We start from the raw sequence: 21,762 nt of genomic DNA, 5'->3' as shown, positions 1-21,762 counted from the left end.
CCGACGGGGCGGATGCTGCTGCGGCGGCATCCGCCCCGTCTCGCTGTCGGGGCCTCGGGGGTCAGGGCTCGGGGTGCTCCGCGTCGTACGTGCGGAAACGCGGCGTGAGCCGCGACAGCGTCGCCACGAGCCCGATGATGATCAGCCCGCCCAGCAGGGGAGGGCACCACAGCGCGGCGAACGTCGACAGCACCCCCACGTAGAGCGCGCCCAGTCGCGGGCCGCCGGTCACCACGACGATGAAGATGCCCTGCAGCCGCCCGCGCATGGCATCCGGGACCGCCGCCTGCAGCATCGTCGAACGATAGATCGCGCTGATGTTGTCGGCGCCCCCGGCGAGGGTCAGCGGCACCGCGGCAGCCACGAGGAGGGGGACGTTCGCGTGCGCGGAGTCGATCGTCTCGGGCGCGAACGCCCGCAGCGACGCCGCGAGCAGCACCAGCCCGAACCCCGCGACGAACCCGCCGTACGCCACGATCGAGCGCTCGATGCCGCGGCCGTGCCAGCGGTAGCGGCCGATCGGCCCCGAGAACATGCTCGTGAGGAACGCGCCGAGCGCGCCGGCCGCCGTGAGGACGCCGGTCGTGATCGGGCCGCCGCCGAGGACGACCGCGCCCACCGCGGGGAACAGCGCCAACGGATTGCCGAAGGTCATGGCCGCGATGTCGAGCACGAACTGGAGCCGGATGTTGGGGGCGCGTCGCAGGAACGCCATGCCGGTGCGCAACGACTCCAGGCCGGGGCGGGAGAGCTCGCCCTCGGGCAGGATCCGCGGCAGCGTCACGAGTCCCAGGAAGAGTGACAGCATGAGCGCCACGTCGATCGAGTACGTCCACGCGTAGCCGAAGGCCGCGACGAGGACGCCCGCGAGCGCCGGGCCGGCCATGACCATGATCCCGACCGTGAGCCCCTGCAGCGCCGCCGCGGCGGGAAGGAGCTCGCGCGCGAGCAGTCGCGGGACGATCGCGGAGCGGGTCGCCATGACGATGGAGTTGGCGGCGGCGTTGACGACGCTCAGCAGGTAGAGCGAGAGCACCGTCTCCGCGCCGGACCACGCGAGTGCGGCGAGGACGACCGTCGACGCGAAGGTCACCGTGGCTGCCACGAGGGCGACCGTGCGACGGTCGAACGCGTCAGCGAGCATCCCGCCGTACAGTCCCGCCAGGACCATCGGCACGAGGCCCGCGACGGCAATCATCGCGACGGCGAACGTGTCCTGGGTCAGGTCGTACATCTGCAGCATCACCGTGACGATGGTGAGCTGACCCCCCAGGCCCGCGAGGGTGGAGCCGACCCACAGCCGGGTGAAGGCGGGCGAGGTGGTGAACGGGCGCGTGTCCAGGAAGCTGTCGCGGCCGATCCGCCGCCTCACTCGGCGACCTCGACGTGCTTGGTGCGACCGGTGTGGCCGTGCAGGATCGTGACGCCCCGCCGCGGAACCCCGAAGTGGTCCGCGAGCGTGCGGACGACCGCCTCGTTGGCGGCGCCGTCGACGGCGCGTTCACGGACGAAGACGATCAGCCCGTCGGCATCCGTCTCCACGAGAGGGCCCTTGCGGCTGCCCGGCTTCACACGGACGGTGTACTTCACCCGTCGAGCCTACGGTCTCGGGAGGGGCCCGGGTTCGCCCGGCCATCGCCGGACTGGTAGACTCGTCCGGTTGCCGTTGGATCGGCCGCGGATAAAGAGAGCCCACGCATCAGGCGTCGGGCGCCGCGCAACAAGGAGAGAGGGGATCACCTATGGCACTGGAAGCAGACGTCAAGAAGGCGATCATCGAAGAGTACGCGACGCACCCCGGTGACACCGGATCCCCCGAGGTGCAGGTCGCGATGCTGACGCAGCGCATCAAGGACCTCACCGAGCACCTGAAGGAGCACAAGCACGACCACCACTCGCGTCGTGGTCTGTTCCTCCTCGTCGGTCAGCGTCGTCGCCTGCTGGGTTACCTGCAGGACATCGACATCAACCGCTACCGTTCGCTCATCGAGCGTCTGGGCCTGCGCCGCTAAGCACCGCGCACCAGCGTTCAATCGCGCAGAACATTCTTGGAGAGCCTCCCCACGGTGTGGGGAGGCTCTCGTCGTTCCGCCGCGGCATCCGCGTCGTCCCCGTCCGCCCGGGTCGTCGCCGTCCGCAACAGGCGATCTCGCGAGAGCAGGACGATCGTGGGGTGGAACGTCCTGATCTCGCCGAATGTCCTGTTTCCGGCGAGGGATGCCTCGGAGTCGGATGCCTCGGCGGAGGCCGGGCGGCGGCGGGTCAGGGGCGGGCGGCCAGCAGGTCGGCGTGCCAGCGCTCGGCCACGTCGGGGTGCGCGCGCAGGCGCGACTTCAGGGCGTTCTCGCCGTAGAGGGAGTGGATCGGGTTCGTCGGGTCCTGGGTGACTCCGCGGGCCTCGGCGGCCAGCTCGGCGGGCAGGTCGATGATCGGCAGCCGGGCATCCAGCGCCGGGTTGAAGAAGTACGGCACCGAGATGCGGTCCTCGGGGAACCGCGGCGAGACGACCCGGTGGTTCGTGGCGATCAGGTACCCGCCCGTCGCATACTCGAGCATCTCGCCGATGTTGACGACGAACGCGCCGCTCACCGGCGGGGCATCCACCCACGCCCCGTCGCGCTCGACCTGCAGGCCGCCCTTGCCGGGCTCGACCCACAGCAGGGTGACCACGCCCGAATCCTTGTGCGCGCCGACGCCCTGCTGGGGTTCGGGTTCGGATGACCCGGGGTAGCGGACGATCTTCAGCAGCGTCGAGGGCTCGCCGAAGTGCTCGTCGACGTAGGACTCGGGTGCGCCGAGGGCGACCGCCCACGCGCGCAGGAGCTTGCGCGCGACTCCCGCCAGATGCTCCTGCCATTCGGTCGCGACCTCACGCAGCTCCGGCTGGGCCGACGGCCACAGGTTGGGCCCGGTGAGCCGGGCGAAGTCGGGGGCATCCGGATCGTCGATCGCGTCGCGCTCGGGTCCGATGTCGATCTGCTCGCGCCAGTCGACCCGGCCCTGCGTGCGCTCGCCGCCGACGCGGGTGTACCCGCGGAAGTGCGGACTGCGGACGTTCTCGATCGCGAGCTTGTCCTCCTCGGGCAGGTCGAAGAACGCCCGCGCGGTCCGGTGCAGCCGCGCTTCGAGCTCGGCCGTGACGCCCGTGCCGGTGAGGTAGAAGAAGCCGACGTCGTGGGCCGCCGCGCGCAGCTCGGCGCGAAGCGGGCGGCCTCCTCGGGGCCGCGGTCGAGGGCGGACAGATCCAGGACGGGAAGGGTGAGCTCGGACATGCGACGAGGCTAGGCGGAGGCCGTCGCCGCCGTCTCGTGTGTTGCGCAGGATTACCGTGCCGCCTCGCCGTCCGGACGACGGGAGCCCGTCGGGTCCGATCGGTGCCCCTCGCGGCCCGCGAGCCGCGGGTCGGCGAACAGCCAGGCGGGGCGGGGCTCGACCAGGGGGCGGAAGATCCGGCGCACCGGCGCGGTCGACAGTCCCACGGCGATCGCCACGGAGAGCACGACGACGGCGGGCAGCCAGAACCAGGTCGGCTCCGCGTCGCGCAGGACGCCGGTCTCACGGAAGGGGTAGAGCACGAAGGAGTGCAGGAGGTACACGTACATCGTGTACTGGCCGAAGCGCGTCCACCGGTGCACTCCGCGGGGGACGAGCGCGAAGAACGCGACGCTCAGCAGGAGCGCCACGCACAGGAGCAGGAGGCGCACCGCCCCCGACCACCACGGGCCGCCGAGGTCGGCGAAGCTCGCGTCGTAGAACAGCCAGGCCCGCAGGTCGACCGCTCGCCACACGTCGACGAACGTCCACGCGATCGCGGCGGCGCCCGCGAACACGGCGACCGCGGCGGCGCGGAGCCACCAGGGGCGTCGGCGCAGGAGGTCCAGCCGGGCCACGACGTCGCGGTCGGCGAGCCACCACCCCAGCGTGAAGAAGGGGAGCAGGCCGAGCGTGCGCGAGAGCGACAGCGTCGAGTCGATGTTGCTCCAGTACCCCGCCGCGATCGAGATCGCCACCGTCCACGCGAGCGGATGGCGGAGGAGGGCGAGGTAGGGCAGCACGAGCCGGAAGATCGCGAGCGCGAGCAGGAACCACAGCGTCCACGACGGCTGGGTGAGGTTCGGCTCGATCCGGCCCTCGACGAGCCACTTCACGAGGGTCCACAGTGCCTCGAAGATGACGTAGGGCGCGACGATGTCGGTGAGCACGCGGGCCATCCGTCGCCGGCTGGGCGCGTCGGACGTCGAGAAGTACCCGGCGATCAGCGCGAACGCGGGCATGTGGAACGCGTAGATCACGAGGTACAGGCTCAGCGCGACGTCGCTGTCGTACGTGAGGCGCTGGACGGCGTGACCGAGGACGACCAGGACGATGCACAGGAAGCGCGCGTTGTCCCACAGGGGCACGCGGCGCCGGCGACCCGTCCTCGGCCGATCCGGGCGGCGCGGGTGGGCGTCGTCGTCGGTCATCCCGGCTACGCTACCGGGCGCTCGGTGCGGTTTCTCGGGGTTGAGGGAATAGCCTGGACGTGGATGCGTTGCACCAGATACATTCATTTGCATGTATTGGATGCCTCGGGCATCCGGAAGGCGAAGATCATCGTGAGCGACACGACCACCGGCGAGACCGGCACCACCGACGCGGTGGACACCACGCGTCAGATGCAGTTCGGCATCATGACGGTCAGCGACATCACGCAGGACCCGACGACCGGACACACACCCAGCGAGGCCGAGCGCATCCGCGCGTCGGTCGAGATCGCGAAGCACGCCGAAGAGGTGGGCCTCGACGTCTTCGCCCTCGGCGAGCACCACAACCCGCCGTTCTGGTCGTCGTCGCCCACGACGACCCTCGCCTACATCGCCGCGCAGACCGAGAGGCTCATCCTCTCGACCTCGACGACCCTCATCACGACGAACGACCCGGTGAAGATCGCCGAGGACTACGCGATGCTGCAGCACCTGTCGGGCGGCCGCATGGACCTCATGATGGGCCGCGGCAACACCGGCCCGGTCTACCCCTGGTTCGGCAAGGACATCCGTCAGGGCCTGCCCCTCGCGATCGAGAACTACGCACTGCTGCACAAGCTGTGGCGTGAGGACGTCGTGGACTGGGAGGGGAAGTTCCGCACCCCGCTCCAGGGCTTCACCTCGACCCCGCGCCCCCTGGACGGCGTCGCGCCGTTCGTGTGGCACGGCTCGATCCGCACCCCCGAGATCGCCGAGCAGGCCGCGTACTACGGTGACGGCTTCTTCGCGAACAACATCTTCTGGCCCGCCGAGCACTACCAGCGCCTGATCGGACTGTACCGCCAGCGCTGGGAGCACTACGGGCACGGCGCCCCCGAGACGGCCATCGTCGGCCTCGGAGGTCAGGCGTTCATGGCGAAGAACTCGCAGGATGCCGTCGCGCAGTTCCGCCCGTACTTCGACAACGCCCCGGTGTACGGCCACGGCCCCTCGCTCGAGGACTTCAGCCAGATGACGCCGCTGACCGTCGGCTCTCCCCAGCAGGTCATCGACCGCTACGCGGGGATGCGCGAACTGTTCGGCGACTACCAGCGCCAGCTGTTCCTCATGGACCACGCGGGCCTCCCGCTGAAGACCGTGCTCGAGCAGCTCGACTTCCTCGGCGGCGAGGTCGTGCCGGTCCTCCGCAAGGAGCTGGCTATGGACCGCCCCGCGAACGTGCCCGACGCGCCGACCCACGCAGGCCTCGTCCGCGCCACGTACGGCGACGGGCCCTCGCGTCAGGCGACGCCGCGCGCCAACCGCGGTGACAACCTCGCCGGGCCCTCGCCCTACCAGGACGCTCCCGCCGCGGCCGGTGCCGCGTTCGGCGCCGCCGCGATGGGCGGTGCGCGATGACCGGCGCGGCCGCCCCGCGGCGCATCGCCGTCGTCTCGGCGGGCCTGTCGAACCCCTCCTCGACCCGGATGCTCGCCGACCGCCTCGCGGCGGCGACGATCGCCCAGCTCGCCGAGAAGGGCATCGAGGCGAGGGTCGACACGATCGAGCTCCGTGACGTTGCGCACGACATCACCAACAACCTGCTGACCGGGTTCGCGCCGCCCGAGCTCGAATCGGCCATCAACACGGTGGTGTCGGCCGACGCGCTGATCGCCGTGACGCCGATCTTCTCGACGAGCTACTCGGGGCTGTTCAAGTCGTTCATCGACGTGCTCGACCCCGACGCGCTCACCGGGATGCCCGTCCTCATCGGTGCGAACGCCGGCACCGCCCGTCACTCGCTCGCGATCGACTACGCGATCCGGCCGCTGTTCGCCTACCTGCACGCCGACGCCGTCTCGACGGGCGTGTTCGCGGCATCCAGCGACTGGGGCTCGTCGGCCGACCAGGTGGCGCCGCTGAGCTCGCGCGTCGAGCGCGGCGCACGCGAGCTCGCCGACGCCGTCGCGCGCCGCGAGCCGGCCGGCTCCGCCGACCCGTTCGACCCGGCCAGCTACCTCGGCGAGGGCAAGAGCTTCGGGCACCTTCTCGGAGGTCTCGCCGGCGAGTGACCGGTCCGCGGATTGCGCGGGGTCAGCGCCAGCGGTACTCGGTCTCCGGGCGCCCCCGGCTGCCGTACCGGGGCGCCCGCTCGACCCGGCCCTCGTCCGCGAGGTGCTCGAGATAGCGGCGGGCGGCGACGCGGGACATCCCGAGCGCGTCGCCCGCCTCGCTCGCCGACAGGGGGCCGCCCGTGCGCAGCGCGTCAGCGACACGCGTGAGCGAGGCGGCGGACAGGCCCTTCGGCGGGGGCGCGGCGGCTCCGGGGGCGCGGGCGCTCAGCAGGGCGTCGATCTCGCTCTGCGTCGCGGGTCCGCTCGTGCTGCGCACCTGCTCGCGGTAGGCGCGGTACTGCTCGAGGCGCTCGCGGAAGGTCGCGAACGAGAACGGCTTGACGAGGTACTGACTCACGCCGAGGGTGACCATCTGACGCACGACGTCCGCCTCGCGCACCGACGTGATCGCGATCACGTCGACGTCTGCGCGCCGCGCCCGCACGTGGCGCAGCACGTCGAGCCCCGTGCCGTCGGGCATCGTGACGTCGAGCAGGACCAGGTCGATGCGATCGCGCGCCGGGGCGTCGAGGATCGCCGTCACCGCCGCACGCGCCCCCGAGCACTCGCCGACCACCTCGAAGCCGGGGAGCCGCGCGAGGTAGGAGGCATGCAGCTGCAGCGTCAGCGCCTCGTCGTCGACGAGCAGGACTCCGATCATGACCCCTCCGTGGGCAGGACCACGCGGAACGTCGTGGGATCGACGTCCACCCCGACGGTACCGCCCACCCCGTCGACGATCGACCGCACGAGCGCCAGCCCGACCCCGCGCCCTTCCGTGCCGGCGGGTTTCGTCGAGAAGCCGCGCTCGAACATGCGGGCGCGCACCTCCGCGGTCGGGGACGCGCCGGAGTCGGTCACGACGATGGCGAGCTCGTCCTCCTCCGTCCGGCGCATCGCGATCCGCACCCACCGCGGCGGGGGCGCGGCTGCGGCGGCGTCCAGGGCGTTGTCGATGAGGTTGCCGACGACGGCGACGGCGTCGATCGGGGCGAGCACAGAGCGCGGCGCATCGGCGGCCAGCGTCGCCTCCCACGCGATGCCCCGCTCGGCGGCCTGTGATGCCTTGCCCAGCAGCAGCGCGCCGACGGTGGGATCTCCCGCGGTGCGCGCCGTCACCTGATCCACGAGCGCCTGGCTCTGCTCGGCGGAATCGGTGAGGATGCCGATCGCCTCGGTGGTCCGGCCGAGCTCGAGCAGCGCGACCGCGGTGTGCATCCGGTTGCCGTGCTCGTGGGTCTGCGCCCGCAGCGCCTCGCCGAGAGTGCGCAGGGACTCCGCCGAGGAGAGCGTGTCGCGGATCGTGCCTGCGGGGAGGTCGCCCGCCACGCGGCGCGTGGCGCGACGGGCGAGAGTCGCGGCGACGGCCCCGGCCGCCAGCACCGCGCCGCCCACGGCGAGGGCGACGAGCAGGCGGGGGAGGATCTGGGCGGACACCGTGTCGACGGTCACCCCCACCGAGACCCACCCGACGAGGGCACCGGCGGACTCGACCGGGACGATCGTGCGCAGCGAGGGACCGAGCGTGCCGGTGGACTCCTCCGTGAGCGCGCGCGCCTGCGCGGGGATCGTGCCGAGGTAGCGCTGGCCGATCTCGTCGGGATCGCGGTGGGTGACGCGGACGCCGTCGGGGTCCATGATGGTGACGAAATCGACCCGTGCGTCCTCCATGACGGACACGGCCATCGGCTGGAGCGCGGCGCTCGCCGCGGCCCGATCGCCGCTCGCGAGCGCGGCCTCGACCATCGGCGACTCGGCGAGGGTCTGGGCGACCGCCTGGGTCACCCGCTCCGCCTCCGCGCGCGTGGCGCGCTGCGCCTCCCACAGGAGCAGCCCCGCCGTGAGCGCGGAGATCAGCACCGAGGCGACCAGCAGCCACAGGAACAGGCGCGACGCCGCGCTGCGTCCCCCGATGCCCGCCATCGCGCCTCCTCGTCGTCGCGATCAATACGACCACAAACCGACACCGCGGCCCAAGCCGCCCACAGTGTGTGTATCCCGCCGACGGAGGCGGACTCGACCAACGGCGGTTCATCAGGAGGACGACATGAAGATCGCACCCACCACCACGACGCGGCTGCCGCGCCTGTCACGGCGACGCGGACCCGGAAGCTGGGACAAGCACACCTGGCTCTACGTCTCGGTCATCATCGCCGTCGCGGCCGGCATCTTCGTCGGCCTGCTCTGGCCGCAGTTCGCGACCGGTCTCGAGCCCATCGGGAAGGCCTTCGTCAACCTGATCAAGATGATGATCGCGCCGATCATCTTCTGCACGATCGTCGTCGGCGTCGGGTCCATCGCCAAGGCGGCCACGGTCGGCAAGATCGGCGGGCTCGCCCTGCTGTACTTCATGGTGATGACGACGTTCGCGCTCGTGATCGGGCTCGTCGTCGGCAACATCATCCACCCGGGCACGGGGCTCAACATGGCGGGCGCGCACTACGACGCCACCTCGCTCGAGGCGAAGTCGACGACGGAGTTCCTCATGGGGATCATCCCCACGACCTTCTTCTCGGCCTTCACCGGGGAGAGCGTGCTGCAGGTGCTCTTCATCGCCCTGCTCGTCGGCTTCGCGCTGCAGAAGATGGGCGACAAGGCCGCGCCGATCATGTCGGCCGTGAAGAACCTGCAGGCGCTCGTGTTCCGCATCCTCGGCATGATCCTCTGGCTCGCCCCGATCGGCGCGTTCGGCGCCATCGCCGCCGTCGTGGGCAAGACCGGCGGCGCCGCGATCGTGAGCCTGGGCATCCTCATGGTCGCCTTCTACATCACCTGCGCGGTGTTCGTGTTCGGCATCCTCGGCGTGCTGCTGTTCGCCGTGACCCGGGTCAACATCCTCTCGCTCATGAAGTACCTCGGCCGCGAGTACCTGCTCATCGTCGGCACCTCGTCGAGCGAGTCCGCGCTGCCGCGTCTCATCGCGAAGATGGAGCACCTCGGGGTCTCCAAGCCCGTCGTGGGCATCACGGTGCCGACCGGCTACTCCTTCAACCTCGACGGCACGGCGATCTACCTGACCATGGCGTCGCTGTTCATCGCCGCCGGTATGGGCGTGCCGATGTCGATCCCGGAGCAGATCGGTCTGCTGCTGTTCATGGTGATCGCCTCGAAGGGCGCCGCCGGGGTCACCGGAGCGGGCCTCGCGACGCTGGCGGGCGGTCTGCAGGCCTTCCGTCCCGACCTGGTCAACGGCGTCGGTGTCATCGTCGGGATCGACCGGTTCATGTCGGAGGGGCGCGCCGTGACCAACTTCACCGGCAACGCCGTCGCGACACTGCTCATCGGCACCTGGACGAAGCAGATCGACCGTGACCAGGTGCGCCGTGTGCTGGCCGGCTCGGATCCGTTCGACGAGGCCACCCTCGCAGGGGACGACCACGGGCCGTCGGACACCGCGTCGGACGCGGGGGCGTCCTCCGCCCCGACGGGAGCGGACGTCGTCCCCGCCGCGCGCGAGCGCGTCGGCACGCGCTGATCCGCCGCGCCGCGACCTCGCACCCGTGTGCGAGGTCGCGGCGCCGTCGTGCGGGGCGGGTCAGCGCGCCGCGAAGCGTCCGGCGCGGACGAGGTCTGCGAACACGGCGAACGGCGCCGCGGCCAGGTGCGCCGGGGTGCCCTCCGCCTCGGGGTGCCACTGCACCGCCAGGATGGGCAGCGACTCGTGCTCGACCGCCTCGACGAGGCCGTCGGGTGCCACGGCGGTCGCGGTGAGGCCGTCCGCGAGGACGCGGATCGCCTGGTGGTGCCCCGACGCGACCTCGATCGCCTCGGTGTCGACCTCGGCGTGCAGCCGCGACCCCTCCGCGACGGTGACGGGATGCCACGCCCACTCGAGCTCGTCCGGCTCGCCGCCGTCCGGGGTGTGGTCGACCTCCGAGGCGGGCAGGTCCTCGACGAGCGTGCCGCCGAGTCCGACGTTGAGCACCTGGAGGCCCCGGCAGACCCCGAGCACCGGCAGGCCGCGGTCGATCGCATCGGCGAGGGCGCCGAGATCGAGCGCGTCCTGCTCCGGGTTGACGTCGTAGCAGGACGCCTCGGTGTCGCCGCCGTACCGGGCCGGATCGATGTCGCCGCCCCCGGGCAGGACGAGCCCGTCGAAGCCCTCGAGGTCGGTGCCGCGGACGACGACCACGTCGAGCTCCTCCGCGCGGACGAGAGCGGCGACGTCGTCGAAGATCGCGTTGGCGAGCGCCACTCTGGGGTCGGCGCCGTCGGCGTCGGACAGGCGGGCGGGCATCGCGATCCGGGGGAGCATCCCTCCATTGTGCCCGCGCGCGCGGGGCGCCCCGCCCGCACGGGTCCGTCCCGGCGCATCGTCCGCGTCGTCCGGCCCGCGACGGCGGGCGAGCACGAGGTCGATCCCGAAGCCGAGACCCACGGCGAGGGCGACGGAGACGACGACGGCGAGCAGGGGGCTGCCGGGCAGCAGGGCCCCGACGACGCCGCCGATCACGGCCTGGTAGGTCGCCCACAGCGCGGACGCGGCGAGCGAGACAGCGGCGAAGCGCGCGATCGGCATGTGCGTCGCGCCGGCGGTGAGGGTCACCGCGATCCGGGCGAACGGGATGAACCGAGCCGTGAACACGATCAGTGCGGCGCGCCGGTGCAGCCGGCGGGCGGCCCAGGCGAAGGCGAGCTGCGCGCGCGGGGAGCGCATCCATCGCCAGCGGTGCAGACCCACGACCCGTCCGGTCGTGTACCAGATGGCGTCGCCGGTGACGGCGGCGCCCGCCGCGACGACGATCACCGCGAGCAGCGGCGGCGACCCGGTGGCCGTGGCGAGGGCGCCGAGGGCGGTGACCGCCGCCTCGCCGGGCACCACGACCAGCAGCGCGTCGAGGGCGACGAGCGCGAACAGCGCCGGCAGTGCCCACGGCCCGTGCGCGAGGTCCGCGAGCAGATCGGCGGGCAGCATCCGTCTTGGGTATCAGGTCGCGGTGAACGGATGCCGCGTGAACCGACGCGCCGGAGACGCGGCGGTGACCGGAGGGGGAGCATCGCGTGAAATCACGTCGCCGGGCGGGTCGGAGCGCCTCCGGGGACGCCCGCTCCCGTCACTGTGGAGGCGTGCGCATCGCGATCGTCACCGAATCGTTCCTGCCTCACATGAACGGGGTCACGGGCTCCGTCCTGCACGTCTCGGAGTGCCTCCGGCGCTCCGGGCACGAGCTGCTCGTCATCGCGCCCTCGGCCGCCCGCGGCCAGGGCGGCGCGGATGCCGCCGTGGCCCACCGGGTGCCGTCCGTGGCGCTCCCCGCCTACCCGGCGGTCCGGGTGTCGGCGCCGCACTCGGCCTCGCTCGTCCGGCGGCTGCGACGCTTCGACCCCGACGTCGTTCATCTCGCCTCGCCCTTCGTCCTGGGCTGGCAGGGCCTGGTCGCGGCCGACGAGCTCGCGCTGCCCTCGGTCGCGGTCTACCAGACGGACGTCGTCGCCTACACGCGCCACTACCGGATGCCCCAGGCGACGGCACTGGCGGAGCGCCATGTCGCCCGCCTGCACCGCCGGGCGACGCTCACCCTCGCTCCGTCGCACGCCGCCCGCGCACAGCTGGAGCGGCTGGGTGTGGACCGGCTGTCGCTGTGGGGCCGTGGCGTGGATGGCCGGCTGTTCCACCCTGCCCGGCGCGACGACTCGTGGCGCGCCGACGTCCTCTCGTCGCTGCCCGCGGGCGGGACGGACCCCGAGGTCGTCGTGGGCTACGTGGGCCGCCTGGCTCCGGAGAAGCAGGTGGAGGATCTCGTCGCCCTCCGCGGCATCCCCGGCGTGCGGCTGGTGATCGTGGGCGACGGCCCCTCCCGAACGGCGCTCGAGCAGCAGCTGCCGGAGGCGCTGTTCCTCGGTCACCTGTCCGGGCCGGCTCTCGCGCGCGCCGTCGCCGGGTTCGACGTCTTCGTGCACCCCGGGGCCAGCGAGACGTTTGGTCAGACGATCCAGGAGGCGATGGCCGCCGGGGTCCCGGTCGTCGCGGTGGGCCAGGGCGGCCCGCTCGACCTCGTGCGATCGAGCATCGACGGCTGGCTCTACCGTCCGGGGGATCTGTCCGACCTGCGCGCCCGGGTGACGGACCTGGCGGGCGACTCCGCCAAGCGGCGGGCCTTCGGCGCCGCGGCGCACGAGGTCACCCAGGGGCGCACGTGGGAGGCGCTCACCGGCGACCTGCTCGGACACTACGAGCGCGCGCGGAGGCTGCGCCGGATCGATGACGCGAGGTTGGCGAGCGCCGCACCGCGCCCCGAGCTCCCCGTCCCGACGAGCCCCGGACGGCCGGCCTGGCGCCGCTACGTCGCCCTCGGAGACTCCATCACCGAGGGACTGTGCGACACCTCGCGGGTGCCGGCGGGCACCTACCGGGGATGGGCGGATCGCCTGGCGCATCTGCTCGCCCACTCCAGCGACGGCGGCGAGTTCCGCTACGCGAACCTGGCGGTGCGCAGCCGGCGGGTGCAGGATCTGCTCACCGAGCAGCTTCCCGCCGCCGTGCGGATGCGCCCCGACCTCGTGTCCGTGCTGATCGGCGCGAACGACCTGGTCGGGCGTCGTGTCGACATCGCCGCGCTGGCTGCGGCGGTGGGCGGCGCCGTCGAGAGCCTGCGCGCGTCGGGAGCCGACGTCCTCCTGGTGACCCCGTTCCTCCCGCGTCGCCGTCCGGCGATGCTCTTCGCGCGTCGGTTCGCGCTGTTCAACGCGGAGCTGCGGCGCATCGCGCGGCGCACGGGGGCGATGCTCCTCGACCTCGACTGCCACCCCGAGATCGGCGGGACGCAGCTCTGGTCGGCCGACAAGGTGCACCTGCGCGCGGCCGGCCACCGGCTCCTCGCCTACCGCGCGGCGGACGCGCTCGGCGTTCCGGACGCCGGGGCGCTGAGCGGCCTGGACGAGGCGTTCCACGCCGAGGACGAACCGCCGGTCGAGGGGACCTGGCTGCGCCGCGACGCCCTTCCGTGGATCTGGCGGCGCCTGCGCGGCCGCACCGCGGGCGACGGGATCTCGGCCAAGCACGACGACTACGTGGTGATCCCCGGCCCGGGATCCCGCGATCGGGCGCGACAGGACTGATCAGCGCGCGGCGCGATCCAGGGCGTCCGCCGCCTCGACGAGGGCGAGGTGGGACAGCGCCTGCGGCGTGTTGCCCGCCTGCCGGCGGCCGGTGACGTCGTACTCCTCCGAGAGGAGCCCCACATCGTTCGCGAGGGCGCACACACGATCGAGAAGGGCGGATGCGTCGTCGATCCGCCCCGTCGCGGCGTACTGCCGGGCCAGCCAGAGCGAGCACGCCAGGAACGGGTTCTCGCCGCCCGGCAGGCCGTCCACGGCGGCGGCGGTGCGGTAGCGCTGGACGAGTCCGCCGTCCATCAGGGTGTCCTCGATGCGCGCGACCGTCGCGAGCATCCGCGGATCGTCGTACGCGCAGAAGCCCACCGCGGGAAGCAGCAGCAGCGAGGCATCCACCTCGTCGGTGTCGTCGTGCTGGCGGAACCACCCGCCGTCGGCGACCCCGTGGGCGTCGATGTCCGCCCGCACCCGGTCGCGGTACCGTTCCCACGCGGCGACGGGGCCGGGCAGTCCGTACTGCTGCACCGCTTGGATGCCACGATCGAACGCGGCCCACACCATCGCCCGCGAGTGGGTGAACCGGCGGGGCTCGCCCCGGATCTCCCAGATGCCCTCGTCGGGCTCGTCGATCCTGTCGACGACGTGCGCCAGCAGGGCCTCCTCCAGCGGCCACGAGAACTCCGACTCGCGCAGCCCCGCCTCTCGCGCGGCGTGCAGGGCGACGAGGACCTCGCCGATGACGTCGGCCTGGTACTGCTGAGCCGCGCCGTTGCCGACCCGGACGGGGCTCGCGCCCCGGTAGCCCGGCAGCGACGTGAGCTCTCGCTCCTGCAGGTCGCGCTCGCCGCCGATCCCGTACACGATCTGCATCTGCGCGGGGTCCCCGGCGATCGCCCGCAGCAGCCACTGGCGCCAGTGGCCGGCCGCGCGGACGAAGCCGTGTGCGACGAGGGTCTGCAGGGTCAGGGCGGCGTCGCGCAGCCACACGTAGCGGTAGTCCCAGTTGCGCGATCCGCCGAACTGCTCCGGGAGGGACGTGGTCGCCGCCGCGATGATCCCGCCGGTGTCGCGGTGGGTGAGCGCCCGCAGGACGAGCAGCGAGCGCGCCACCTGGTCGCGGTGGGCCCCCGAGACGTCGATGCGTGCGGCCCAGTCGCCCCACCACCGGTTCGTGCGGGCGAGCGCCTCGTCGACGTCGAGGGGGTCGGGGATGGGCCGGTAGGACGGATGCCAGGTCAGCACCGCGTCACGACGCTCACCCGCCGCCACGCTCTCGGTCGCGGTGTGCACGTGGTCGGTCGCGGTGAGCCGTGGCCCGCGGATCACGAGCGAGTCCGGGCCCGCGATGGCCACGAGCTCGGGGAGGTCCGCGGTCCCGCGCTGGCGCACCCAGGGGAGCGCGCGGGCGTAGTCCAGGCGCATGCGGATCCGGTGGGTGAGCACGACCGTCCCCGAGACGCCGACGACGCGTCGCACCAGGTCGATCCGTTCGGCGCCGTCCGCGTCCTTCTCGGCGATGGGCAGGACGTCCCGGACCTCGGCGACACCGGTCGAGGTCGTCCAGCGGGTCACCAGGGTGAAGGTGTCGCCGTCGTAGTGGCGCTCGGCGAGGGCATCCGGCTCGTCGGGCCGCAGCTCCCACGAGCCGTGCCCTTCATCGCCCAGCAGCGCGCCGAACACCGAGGGCGAGTCGAACCGGGGAACGCACAGCCAGTCGATCGCCCCCGTGCGCGAGACGAGAGCGGCGGTGCGGCAGTCGCTCAGCAGGGCGTAGTCCTCGATGGCAGCGGGCATGCAGGAGATTCTCGCAGGCCGGGGCTACGGTGAACGTCATGGCAGAAGACACGGTCCTGGTCGTCATCGGCGCGAACGGGGATCTCGCCGCCCGTCTGCTGCTGCCGGCCCTGGGCGAGCTCCTCGCCGACCAGCCGGATCGCCGCCTGCACCTCGTCGGAGTCGGGTCGTCCGCGTCGTCGGACGCGAAGTGGCGGCGCACCGTCCGCACCGCCTTCGCGAGCGCCGACGCGACCGAGGCCCTGCGCACCTCCGTGCTGTCGACCCCGTACGTGCGCGCCGACGCGTCGACGGCGGCCGGGATGCGGGCGCTTCTGGCGGATCTGCCGGAGGGCCGTCCGGTGCTGTACTTCGCGGTGCCCCCGCAGGTCGCGGCGTCCGCCTGTCGCGCCCTGCGCCCGCGCGACCTGCCGCCCGGGACGATCCTCGCCCTGGAGAAGCCTTTCGGCTCCGACGAGGAGAGCGCTCGCGACCTGAACGCCGTGCTCGGTGCGCTGCTGCCCGAGCAGCAGGTGTTCCGCGTCGACCACTTCCTCGGCCGCTCGACGGTGCTGAACCTCCTCGGCGCGCGCTTCGCGAACCGGGTCATCGAGCCGATCTGGTCGGCCGAGCACGTGGCGGAGATCTCTGTGCGCTTCGACGAGACGCTGGGGCTGGAGGGCCGGGCCGGCTACTACGACCGGGCCGGGGCGCTCGACGACATGATCCAGAGCCACCTCCTGCAGGTGCTCGCGATCCTGACGATGGCCGCGCCCGCGACGCTCGGCGACCGCGACGTGCGCGACGCGACGGCCGCGGCGCTGCGGGCCACGCACGTCTGGGAGGACAACCCGGTGCGGTTCTCCCGACGTGCGCGGTACACCGCCGGCGAGGCGGCGGGGGAGCGGATGCCGTCCTACGTCGACGAGCCCGGGGTAGACCCGTCGCGGGAGACGGAGACCCTCGCCGAGGCGACGTTCGAGGTGCGGGACGCCCGCTGGGCGGGTGTGCCCATCACCCTCCGATCCGGCAAGGCGCTCGGCGCGGCGGCGATGGAGGTCGTCGCCCGGCTGCGCCGCGTCCGCCACCTGCCGGAGGGCTTCACCGGGCCCGAAGAGCCCGACGAGCTGCGTTTCGGGCTGGGCCCCGATCGTCTGTCGCTGTCGATCAACGTGAACGGGGGACACGACCCGTTCGCGCTCCAGCGGGCGACGCTCTCGACGGACCTCGGTCTGGGCGCGCAGCGCGCGTACGTCGATGTGCTCGGTGCGCTCATGGACGGGGACCCGACGCTGTCCGTGCGCGGCGACGCCGCCGAGGAGTGCTGGCGCATCGTCCAGCCGATCCGCGACGCGTGGCGACGCGGCGACGTCCCCCTCGAGGAGTACCCCGCCGGATCGGAGGGTCCGTCGACCTGGCGCACGGGCGAGGACGCGCCCAGCCCGGCCTGACCGCTCGATCGCGAGCGCGCGTCAGCCCTCGATGCCGCCCTCGAACTGCTCGAGGCCGAGAGCGAGATCGCGCTGGATCTCGATCTCCTCGGCTCGGCTGAGCTCGGTCGCCTCCTCGGCGGAGGGGACATCGGCCCCCGCGGGCAGGTCGCCGTCGGGCAGGTCGCCTCCGGGCTCCGTGTAGGGATCGCTCATCTTCGTCCTCGCTGTCGTCGGGTCTCAGCCGCTCTTGCGGCGGAACTCGCGCTTGGTCACCGCGCCGTGGGTGCCGTGGACCGCCGAGTCGCCGTCCAGATGGGCCTCGCCCTCGCGGTGCTGCGCGTTCTTCCTGTCGAGCGCCTCCTTGAACTTGCGCTTCATCTCATCGGATGCGGAGGTGTCGTCGGTGCTCATGGCATCCACCATACGCACGCGGGGACGCGACTGATAGGCTCGTGCGGGATGCCGTGGATTCTCCGCGTCATCCGGAGCAGGTCGGCAGGAAGCTGGTCCCCTGTGGTGGGTTCCCGTCTCGTACGGTGACTTTCGACTGGTGGCCAGCGCTGACGGCGGCGCGGATGCCCGCGTGTCTGGATCTGCCCGCTCCTGCTCCTTCGCACGATCTCGTGCGCGAAACGCGCGTGCGAGTCTAAACAAAGAAGGAGAGACCTCTTGGAAGGTCCAGAAATCACCGCCGCGGAAGCCGTCCTCGACAACGGCCGCTTCGGCACCCGCACCATTCGATTCGAGACCGGTCGTCTCGCGCAGCAGGCGCAGGGCGCCGTCGCCGCGTACCTCGACGAGGAGACCATGCTCCTGTCGGCGACCTCCGCCGGCAAGCACCCCCGCGAGGGCTTCGACTTCTTCCCGCTGACCGTCGACGTCGAAGAGCGCTCGTACGCCGCGGGCAAGATCCCCGGTTCGTTCTTCCGTCGTGAGGGCCGCCCCTCCACCGAAGCCATCCTCGTGTGCCGTCTCATCGACCGGCCGCTGCGTCCGTCCTTCGTGTCGGGCCTGCGCAACGAGGTCCAGATCGTCGTCACCGTCCTGAGCATCGCCCCCGGCGAGTTCTACGACGCGCTCGCGATCAACGCCGCCTCGCTGTCGACGCAGATCTCGGGTCTGCCCTTCTCCGGCCCGATCGCCGGTGTGCGCCTCGCGCTCATCCCCGGCTTCGGCGAGCACTCCGACCAATGGGTCGCGTTCCCGACCGCCGCGCAGGTCGACGAGGCCGTCTTCGACCTCATGGTCGCAGGGCGCGTCCTCGAGGACGGCGAAGTCGCGATCATGATGGTCGAGGCCGAGGCCACCGAGAACAGCTGGAACCTCATCAAGGGCGGCGCCACGAAGCCCAGCGAGGAGATCGTCGCGCAGGGCCTGGAGGCCGCGAAGCCGTTCATCCGCGAGCTCGTCGCCGCGCAGAACGTCGTCGCGAACACCGCCGCCAAGGAGATCCAGGCGTACCCGGTCTTCCCGCCGTACGCGCAGGAGACCTACGACTTCGTCGCCGGTCGCGCCTACGACCGCCTCGTGCCGGTGTACCAGATCGCCGACAAGGTCGAGCGTCAGAACGCCGACGACGCCGTCAAGGACGACGTCAAGGCGCAGGTCACCGCCGCGGTCGAGGCGGGCGAGCTGCCCGCGACCGCCCTGGCCGAGTTCGGTGCCGCCTACAAGTCGGTCACCAAGGTCATCGTGCGCGGCCGCATCCTCAGCGAGGGCGTCCGCATCGACGGCCGCGGGCTCGCGGACATCCGTCCGCTGGATGCCGAGGTCCAGGTGATCCCGCGCGTGCACGGCTCCGCGATCTTCCAGCGCGGCGAGACCCAGATCCTGGGTGTCACGACGCTCAACATGCTCAAGATGGAGCAGCAGATCGACTCGCTGTCGCCCACGACGAGCAAGCGCTACATGCACCACTACAACTTCCCGCCCTACTCGACCGGTGAGACCGGCCGGGTCGGGTCGCCGAAGCGTCGCGAGATCGGGCACGGCTTCCTCGCCGAGCGAGCCCTCGTGCCGGTGCTGCCCAGCCGCGAGGAGTTCCCCTACGCGATCCGTCAGGTCTCCGAGGCCCTCGGCTCCAACGGCTCGACGTCGATGGGCTCGGTCTGCGCCTCGACCCTGTCGCTGCTGAACGCGGGTGTGCCGCTGCGCGCCGCCGTCGCCGGCATCGCGATGGGCCTCGTGTCCGACCAGGTCGACGGTGAGACCCGCTACGCGGCGCTCACCGACATCCTGGGCGCCGAGGACGCGCTCGGCGACATGGACTTCAAGGTCGCGGGCACGAGCGAGTTCGTCACGGCGATCCAGCTCGACACGAAGCTCGACGGCATCCCGTCGTCGGTGCTGACCGCCGCGCTCACGCAGGCCAAGGAGGCCCGCCTGACGATCCTGAACGTCCTGAACGCCGCCATCGACGGCCCGGACGAGATGGCTCCGACGGCGCCGCGCGTCATCAGCGTGCAGATCCCGGTCGACAAGATCGGCGAGCTGATCGGCCCCAAGGGCAAGACGATCAACGCGATCCAGGACGAGACCGGCGCGCAGATCTCCATCGAGGAGGACGGCACCGTCTACATCGGCGCGACCGACGGCCCGTCGGCCGAGGCCGCTCGCGCGCAGGTGAACGCGATCGCGAACCCGACGAACCCGGAGGTCGGCGAGCAGTTCCTCGGAACCGTCGTCAAGATCGCCACGTTCGGCGCGTTCGTCTCGCTCCTGCCCGGCAAGGACGGCCTGCTGCACGTCAGCGAGGTCCGCAAGCTCGCCGGTGGCAAGCGCGTCGAGAACGTCGAGGACGTGCTCGGCGTCGGACAGAAGCTGCTCGTGCGCATCACGAAGATCGACGACCGCGGCAAGCTGTCGCTCGAGCCCGTGCTGGAGGAGCCCGCCGACCAGGAGGGCTCGGCCGCGGCCAGCGAAGGACCTGGAGACGCCCCCGCAGAGGGCTGATCCCCGCGCCCCACACACAGGGCCGGTATGAGACACGGATGCCCGCTTCCTCCCGTTTCGGAGGGGCGGGCATCCGTTCGTGTCCCCCGTTCGGGGGACAGGGGAGGGCGCCCCACGGCATCGAGACCGAATCGTGATCGAATGTTCACCGCCGAGACGCCTCAATGCGCGGCGGTGTCCGCGGCCTGCCTTAGCCTCTGTACTACATCGGGGGATCCGGGCATCCTCCGACGGGACCGCTCCACGAGGAGGGTGAGATGGGTTTCTTCGGCGTAGGCGCCACGCCTACCGAGACGCGCGCGGACGCCGCTCCGGCCCTCGCGCGGGTCGCGACCGAGACCCCTCACCCCTCGGCCCCCATCCGCGTGCAGGGTGCGCCTGTGGGTGCCGCCGTCCGTGTCCCGCTCGGCGAGACGGGGTCGCGGGTGTTCCCGCTCATCCTGGGCGGTGCGGAGTTCGGCTGGCACGTCGACCTCGCGGCGTCCCACGCGATCCTCGACGCGTACCGCGAGCGCGGCGGGAACGCGCTGAACACCTCCGACGGATACGCCTCCGGGCGTAGCGAGCACATCATCGGCGAGTGGCTCGCCCGGCGCGCCGTGCGCGACGAGATGGTGCTCGGCGTGCGTGTGGGCACCAACCCGGACCACCCCGGGCTCGGCTCGGTCAACCTCATCCGCGCCGTCGAGGCGTCCTTGACCCGCCTGCAGACCGACCGCATCGACGTGCTCTACCTCGACGCGACGAGTGATCCGCGCGCCTCGCTGGAGGATGCCCTCGCGACCGCCGAGTGGCTGATCGAGGCGGGCAAGGTCCGGGCGATCGGCGCCCTCGGTCTCGACGCCTCGCAGCTCGTCGAGGCGCGTATTCTCGCCTCCGCCGGCTATCCGCGCATCACGGCGATCGACGTGCCCTTCAACGTGCTGCGACAGGGCGAGTTCGACGGCGACCTCCGGCTCGTCGCCGGTGCCCAGGGCATCGCCGTGACGCCGTCGCAGGCGCTCGAGCACGGCTACCTCGCCGGGGCGCATCGCTCGAGGTCCGTGCTGTCGGCCTCGGTGCGGGGAGCGCAGCTGGCCGCGGCGATGAACAGACGCGGCACGCGCACGCTGCGGGCGCTCGACAGGATCGGCGCGGAGCTGTCGATCCCGACCTCCGCCGTCGCCGTCGCCTGGCTCCTCGCCCAGCGCACGGTCGTGGCGCCGATCGTCAACGTCTTCGCGGTCGCCCACGTGCAGGAGCTCATGCAGGGCGTGGGCGCGAAGCTCAGCCGCGCACACCTCGCGGACATCGCGCGCGCCGCTCAGTGAGCCGGTCCGGCGGCGCCGGTGGGGGAGGCCTGACGTAGGCTGAGGAAAGGCCCCCCATAGAGACGAGACCGCCGTGACGCACTATCTCTACCTCGTGCGCCATGGCGAGCACCTCGATGCCGAGCACGGACTCGAAGACGGTCCGCTCTCGCCGCGTGGGCGGCGCCAGGCCGAGCTGCTCGCCGACCGCCTGTCGGGTGTGCCGCTCACCGCCGTCTGGCATTCGCCGCTGGAACGGGCCGCCGAGACGGCGCGGGCGGTGTCGCAGCGCATGCCCGCGATCGACCCGCAGCCGTCGTCGCTGCTGTTCGACTGCATCCCTACGGGCCCCGAGCCCGACATGCCCGGGATCTACGAGCCCTTCTTCGGCTCCTTCACCGAGGCCGACACCGAGGCGGGTCGTGCGCAGATGTCGGACGCCGTCGCCGAGTTCCTGGTGCGCAAGCCCGAGACCCACGAACTGCTGATCACGCATAACTTCGTGATCGCCTGGTTCGTCCGCGAGGTGCTCGACGCTCCCGCCTGGCGGTGGCTGACGATCAATCAGGCGAACTGCGGGCTGACGATCATCGCCCAGCGGTCGGGGCGCCCCTGGACCCTCGTCGCCCACAACGACCTCTCCCACCTGCCGATGGAGCTGCGGACCGGGCTGCCCGAGGTCCCGCCCGTCTGATCCCGTACC

The 21,762-nt window shown here is 72.1% G+C and carries 18 protein-coding genes and 1 pseudogene; 9 read left to right on the top strand and 10 right to left on the bottom strand.

Going from position 1 to position 21,762, the window contains the following annotated elements; all coding sequences use genetic code 11:
• Positions 1-61: 61 nt before the first annotated feature.
• Positions 62-1,372: an MFS transporter gene (locus WFI00_RS11760; RefSeq protein WP_336632499.1), complete on the bottom strand. Its 1,311-nt coding sequence runs from the start codon at positions 1,370-1,372 to the stop codon at positions 62-64.
• Positions 1,369-1,590, bottom strand: coding sequence for a DUF167 domain-containing protein (locus WFI00_RS11755; protein WP_336632498.1), 222 nt, complete (start codon positions 1,588-1,590; stop codon positions 1,369-1,371). Before WFI00_RS11755 ends, WFI00_RS11760 begins: the two co-directional genes overlap by 4 nt.
• Positions 1,591-1,742: 152 nt before the next feature.
• Here WFI00_RS11755 and rpsO point away from each other — a divergent pair, with 152 nt between their 5' ends.
• Entirely contained in the window at positions 1,743-2,012 is a 270-nt protein-coding gene (rpsO, locus tag WFI00_RS11750; protein ID WP_005048780.1) for a 30S ribosomal protein S15, read from the top strand.
• Positions 2,013-2,262: 250 nt separating this feature from the next.
• On the opposite strand, the pseudogene WFI00_RS11745 reads toward rpsO, so the two are convergent.
• Positions 2,263-3,272, bottom strand: a pseudogene (locus tag WFI00_RS11745) (isopenicillin N synthase family dioxygenase).
• A gap of 51 nt (positions 3,273-3,323) precedes the next feature.
• Positions 3,324-4,463 (bottom strand): acyltransferase family protein, encoded by a 1,140-nt coding sequence (locus tag WFI00_RS11740; RefSeq protein ID WP_336632497.1) that lies wholly within the window; start codon positions 4,461-4,463, stop codon positions 3,324-3,326.
• A gap of 192 nt (positions 4,464-4,655) precedes the next feature.
• On the opposite strand from WFI00_RS11740, the gene WFI00_RS11735 reads away from it, so the two are divergent.
• Both WFI00_RS11735 and WFI00_RS11730 read left to right on the top strand, forming a co-directional pair.
• A complete protein-coding gene (locus tag WFI00_RS11735; protein ID WP_336632528.1) occupies positions 4,656-5,861 on the top strand; it encodes an LLM class flavin-dependent oxidoreductase in 1,206 nt (401 codons plus the stop codon).
• Positions 5,858-6,514, top strand: coding sequence for an FMN reductase (locus WFI00_RS11730; RefSeq protein WP_336632496.1), 657 nt, complete (start codon positions 5,858-5,860; stop codon positions 6,512-6,514). The genes WFI00_RS11735 and WFI00_RS11730 overlap by 4 nt, the downstream gene beginning before the upstream one ends.
• A gap of 22 nt (positions 6,515-6,536) precedes the next feature.
• Here the strand turns inward: WFI00_RS11730 and WFI00_RS11725 are convergent, their stop codons facing one another.
• Positions 6,537-7,217 carry a response regulator gene (locus WFI00_RS11725; protein WP_336632495.1) on the bottom strand — a complete coding sequence of 227 codons (681 nt, stop codon included), beginning with the start codon at positions 7,215-7,217 and terminating at the stop codon, positions 6,537-6,539.
• Positions 7,214-8,479 (bottom strand): ATP-binding protein, encoded by a 1,266-nt coding sequence (locus WFI00_RS11720; protein ID WP_336632494.1) that lies wholly within the window; start codon positions 8,477-8,479, stop codon positions 7,214-7,216. The genes WFI00_RS11725 and WFI00_RS11720 overlap by 4 nt, the downstream gene beginning before the upstream one ends.
• Positions 8,480-8,603: 124 nt before the next feature.
• Here WFI00_RS11720 and WFI00_RS11715 point away from each other — a divergent pair, with 124 nt between their 5' ends.
• A complete protein-coding gene (locus WFI00_RS11715) occupies positions 8,604-10,031 on the top strand; it encodes a cation:dicarboxylate symporter family transporter (RefSeq protein ID WP_442928322.1) in 1,428 nt (475 codons plus the stop codon).
• Between the two features lie 60 nt (positions 10,032-10,091).
• On the opposite strand, the gene WFI00_RS11710 is transcribed toward WFI00_RS11715, so the two are convergent.
• Positions 10,092-11,471, bottom strand: a complete 1,380-nt coding sequence (locus WFI00_RS11710; protein ID WP_336632493.1) for a gamma-glutamyl-gamma-aminobutyrate hydrolase family protein — start codon at positions 11,469-11,471, stop codon at positions 10,092-10,094.
• A gap of 152 nt (positions 11,472-11,623) precedes the next feature.
• On the opposite strand from WFI00_RS11710, the gene WFI00_RS11705 reads away from it, so the two are divergent.
• A complete protein-coding gene (locus tag WFI00_RS11705) occupies positions 11,624-13,615 on the top strand; it encodes a GDSL-type esterase/lipase family protein (protein ID WP_336632492.1) in 1,992 nt (663 codons plus the stop codon).
• Here WFI00_RS11705 and WFI00_RS11700 read toward each other — a convergent pair whose 3' ends face one another.
• On the bottom strand, positions 13,616-15,406 hold the full coding sequence (locus tag WFI00_RS11700; protein WP_336632491.1) for a glycoside hydrolase family 15 protein: 1,791 nt from the start codon (positions 15,404-15,406) through the stop codon (positions 13,616-13,618).
• Positions 15,407-15,444: 38 nt separating this feature from the next.
• Here WFI00_RS11700 and WFI00_RS11695 point away from each other — a divergent pair, with 38 nt between their 5' ends.
• Positions 15,445-16,836: a glucose-6-phosphate dehydrogenase gene (locus tag WFI00_RS11695; protein WP_336638487.1), complete on the top strand. Its 1,392-nt coding sequence runs from the start codon at positions 15,445-15,447 to the stop codon at positions 16,834-16,836.
• A 21-nt stretch (positions 16,837-16,857) separates the two neighbouring features.
• Here WFI00_RS11695 and WFI00_RS11690 read toward each other — a convergent pair whose 3' ends face one another.
• Entirely contained in the window at positions 16,858-17,031 is a 174-nt protein-coding gene (locus WFI00_RS11690; RefSeq protein ID WP_336632489.1) for a hypothetical protein, read from the bottom strand.
• Between the two features lie 24 nt (positions 17,032-17,055).
• A complete protein-coding gene (locus WFI00_RS11685; protein ID WP_336632488.1) occupies positions 17,056-17,229 on the bottom strand; it encodes a DUF5302 domain-containing protein in 174 nt (57 codons plus the stop codon).
• A gap of 258 nt (positions 17,230-17,487) precedes the next feature.
• Between WFI00_RS11685 and WFI00_RS11680 the strand changes: the two genes are divergently transcribed.
• From WFI00_RS11680 to WFI00_RS11670, 3 genes are all read left to right on the top strand, one after another.
• Complete coding sequence (locus tag WFI00_RS11680) at positions 17,488-19,770, top strand: polyribonucleotide nucleotidyltransferase (RefSeq protein ID WP_336632487.1); 2,283 nt, start codon at positions 17,488-17,490, stop codon at positions 19,768-19,770.
• A gap of 257 nt (positions 19,771-20,027) precedes the next feature.
• Complete coding sequence (locus WFI00_RS11675; protein WP_336632486.1) at positions 20,028-21,080, top strand: aldo/keto reductase; 1,053 nt, start codon at positions 20,028-20,030, stop codon at positions 21,078-21,080.
• A gap of 73 nt (positions 21,081-21,153) precedes the next feature.
• A complete protein-coding gene (locus tag WFI00_RS11670) occupies positions 21,154-21,753 on the top strand; it encodes a histidine phosphatase family protein (RefSeq protein ID WP_336632485.1) in 600 nt (199 codons plus the stop codon).
• The last annotated feature ends 9 nt before the right edge of the window (positions 21,754-21,762 follow it).

Origin of the sequence: Microbacterium sp. MMO-56, from assembly GCF_037146215.1 — a bacterium.
Lineage (GTDB): Bacteria > Actinomycetota > Actinomycetes > Actinomycetales > Microbacteriaceae > Microbacterium.
This window is presented reverse-complemented; position numbering and strand designations above follow the sequence as displayed.

What these genes read in the sequence shown, in the direction of transcription:
- WFI00_RS11735 (WP_336632528.1), top strand. Translation starts at nt 4,656, where the DNA reads ATGCAGTTCGGCATCATGACGGTCAGCGACATCACGCAGGACCCGACG.
- WFI00_RS11740 (WP_336632497.1), bottom strand. Translation starts at nt 4,463, where the DNA reads ATGACCGACGACGACGCCCACCCGCGCCGCCCGGATCGGCCGAGGACG.
- WFI00_RS11675 (WP_336632486.1), top strand. Translation starts at nt 20,028, where the DNA reads ATGGGTTTCTTCGGCGTAGGCGCCACGCCTACCGAGACGCGCGCGGAC.
- rpsO (WP_005048780.1), top strand. Translation starts at nt 1,743, where the DNA reads ATGGCACTGGAAGCAGACGTCAAGAAGGCGATCATCGAAGAGTACGCG.
- WFI00_RS11725 (WP_336632495.1), bottom strand. Translation starts at nt 7,217, where the DNA reads ATGATCGGAGTCCTGCTCGTCGACGACGAGGCGCTGACGCTGCAGCTG.
- WFI00_RS11720 (WP_336632494.1), bottom strand. Translation starts at nt 8,479, where the DNA reads ATGGCGGGCATCGGGGGACGCAGCGCGGCGTCGCGCCTGTTCCTGTGG.
- WFI00_RS11710 (WP_336632493.1), bottom strand. Translation starts at nt 11,471, where the DNA reads ATGCTGCCCGCCGATCTGCTCGCGGACCTCGCGCACGGGCCGTGGGCA.
- WFI00_RS11690 (WP_336632489.1), bottom strand. Translation starts at nt 17,031, where the DNA reads ATGAGCGATCCCTACACGGAGCCCGGAGGCGACCTGCCCGACGGCGAC.
- WFI00_RS11685 (WP_336632488.1), bottom strand. Translation starts at nt 17,229, where the DNA reads ATGAGCACCGACGACACCTCCGCATCCGATGAGATGAAGCGCAAGTTC.
- WFI00_RS11730 (WP_336632496.1), top strand. Translation starts at nt 5,858, where the DNA reads ATGACCGGCGCGGCCGCCCCGCGGCGCATCGCCGTCGTCTCGGCGGGC.
- WFI00_RS11715 (WP_442928322.1), top strand. Translation starts at nt 8,604, where the DNA reads ATGAAGATCGCACCCACCACCACGACGCGGCTGCCGCGCCTGTCACGG.
- WFI00_RS11695 (WP_336638487.1), top strand. Translation starts at nt 15,445, where the DNA reads ATGGCAGAAGACACGGTCCTGGTCGTCATCGGCGCGAACGGGGATCTC.
- WFI00_RS11700 (WP_336632491.1), bottom strand. Translation starts at nt 15,406, where the DNA reads ATGCCCGCTGCCATCGAGGACTACGCCCTGCTGAGCGACTGCCGCACC.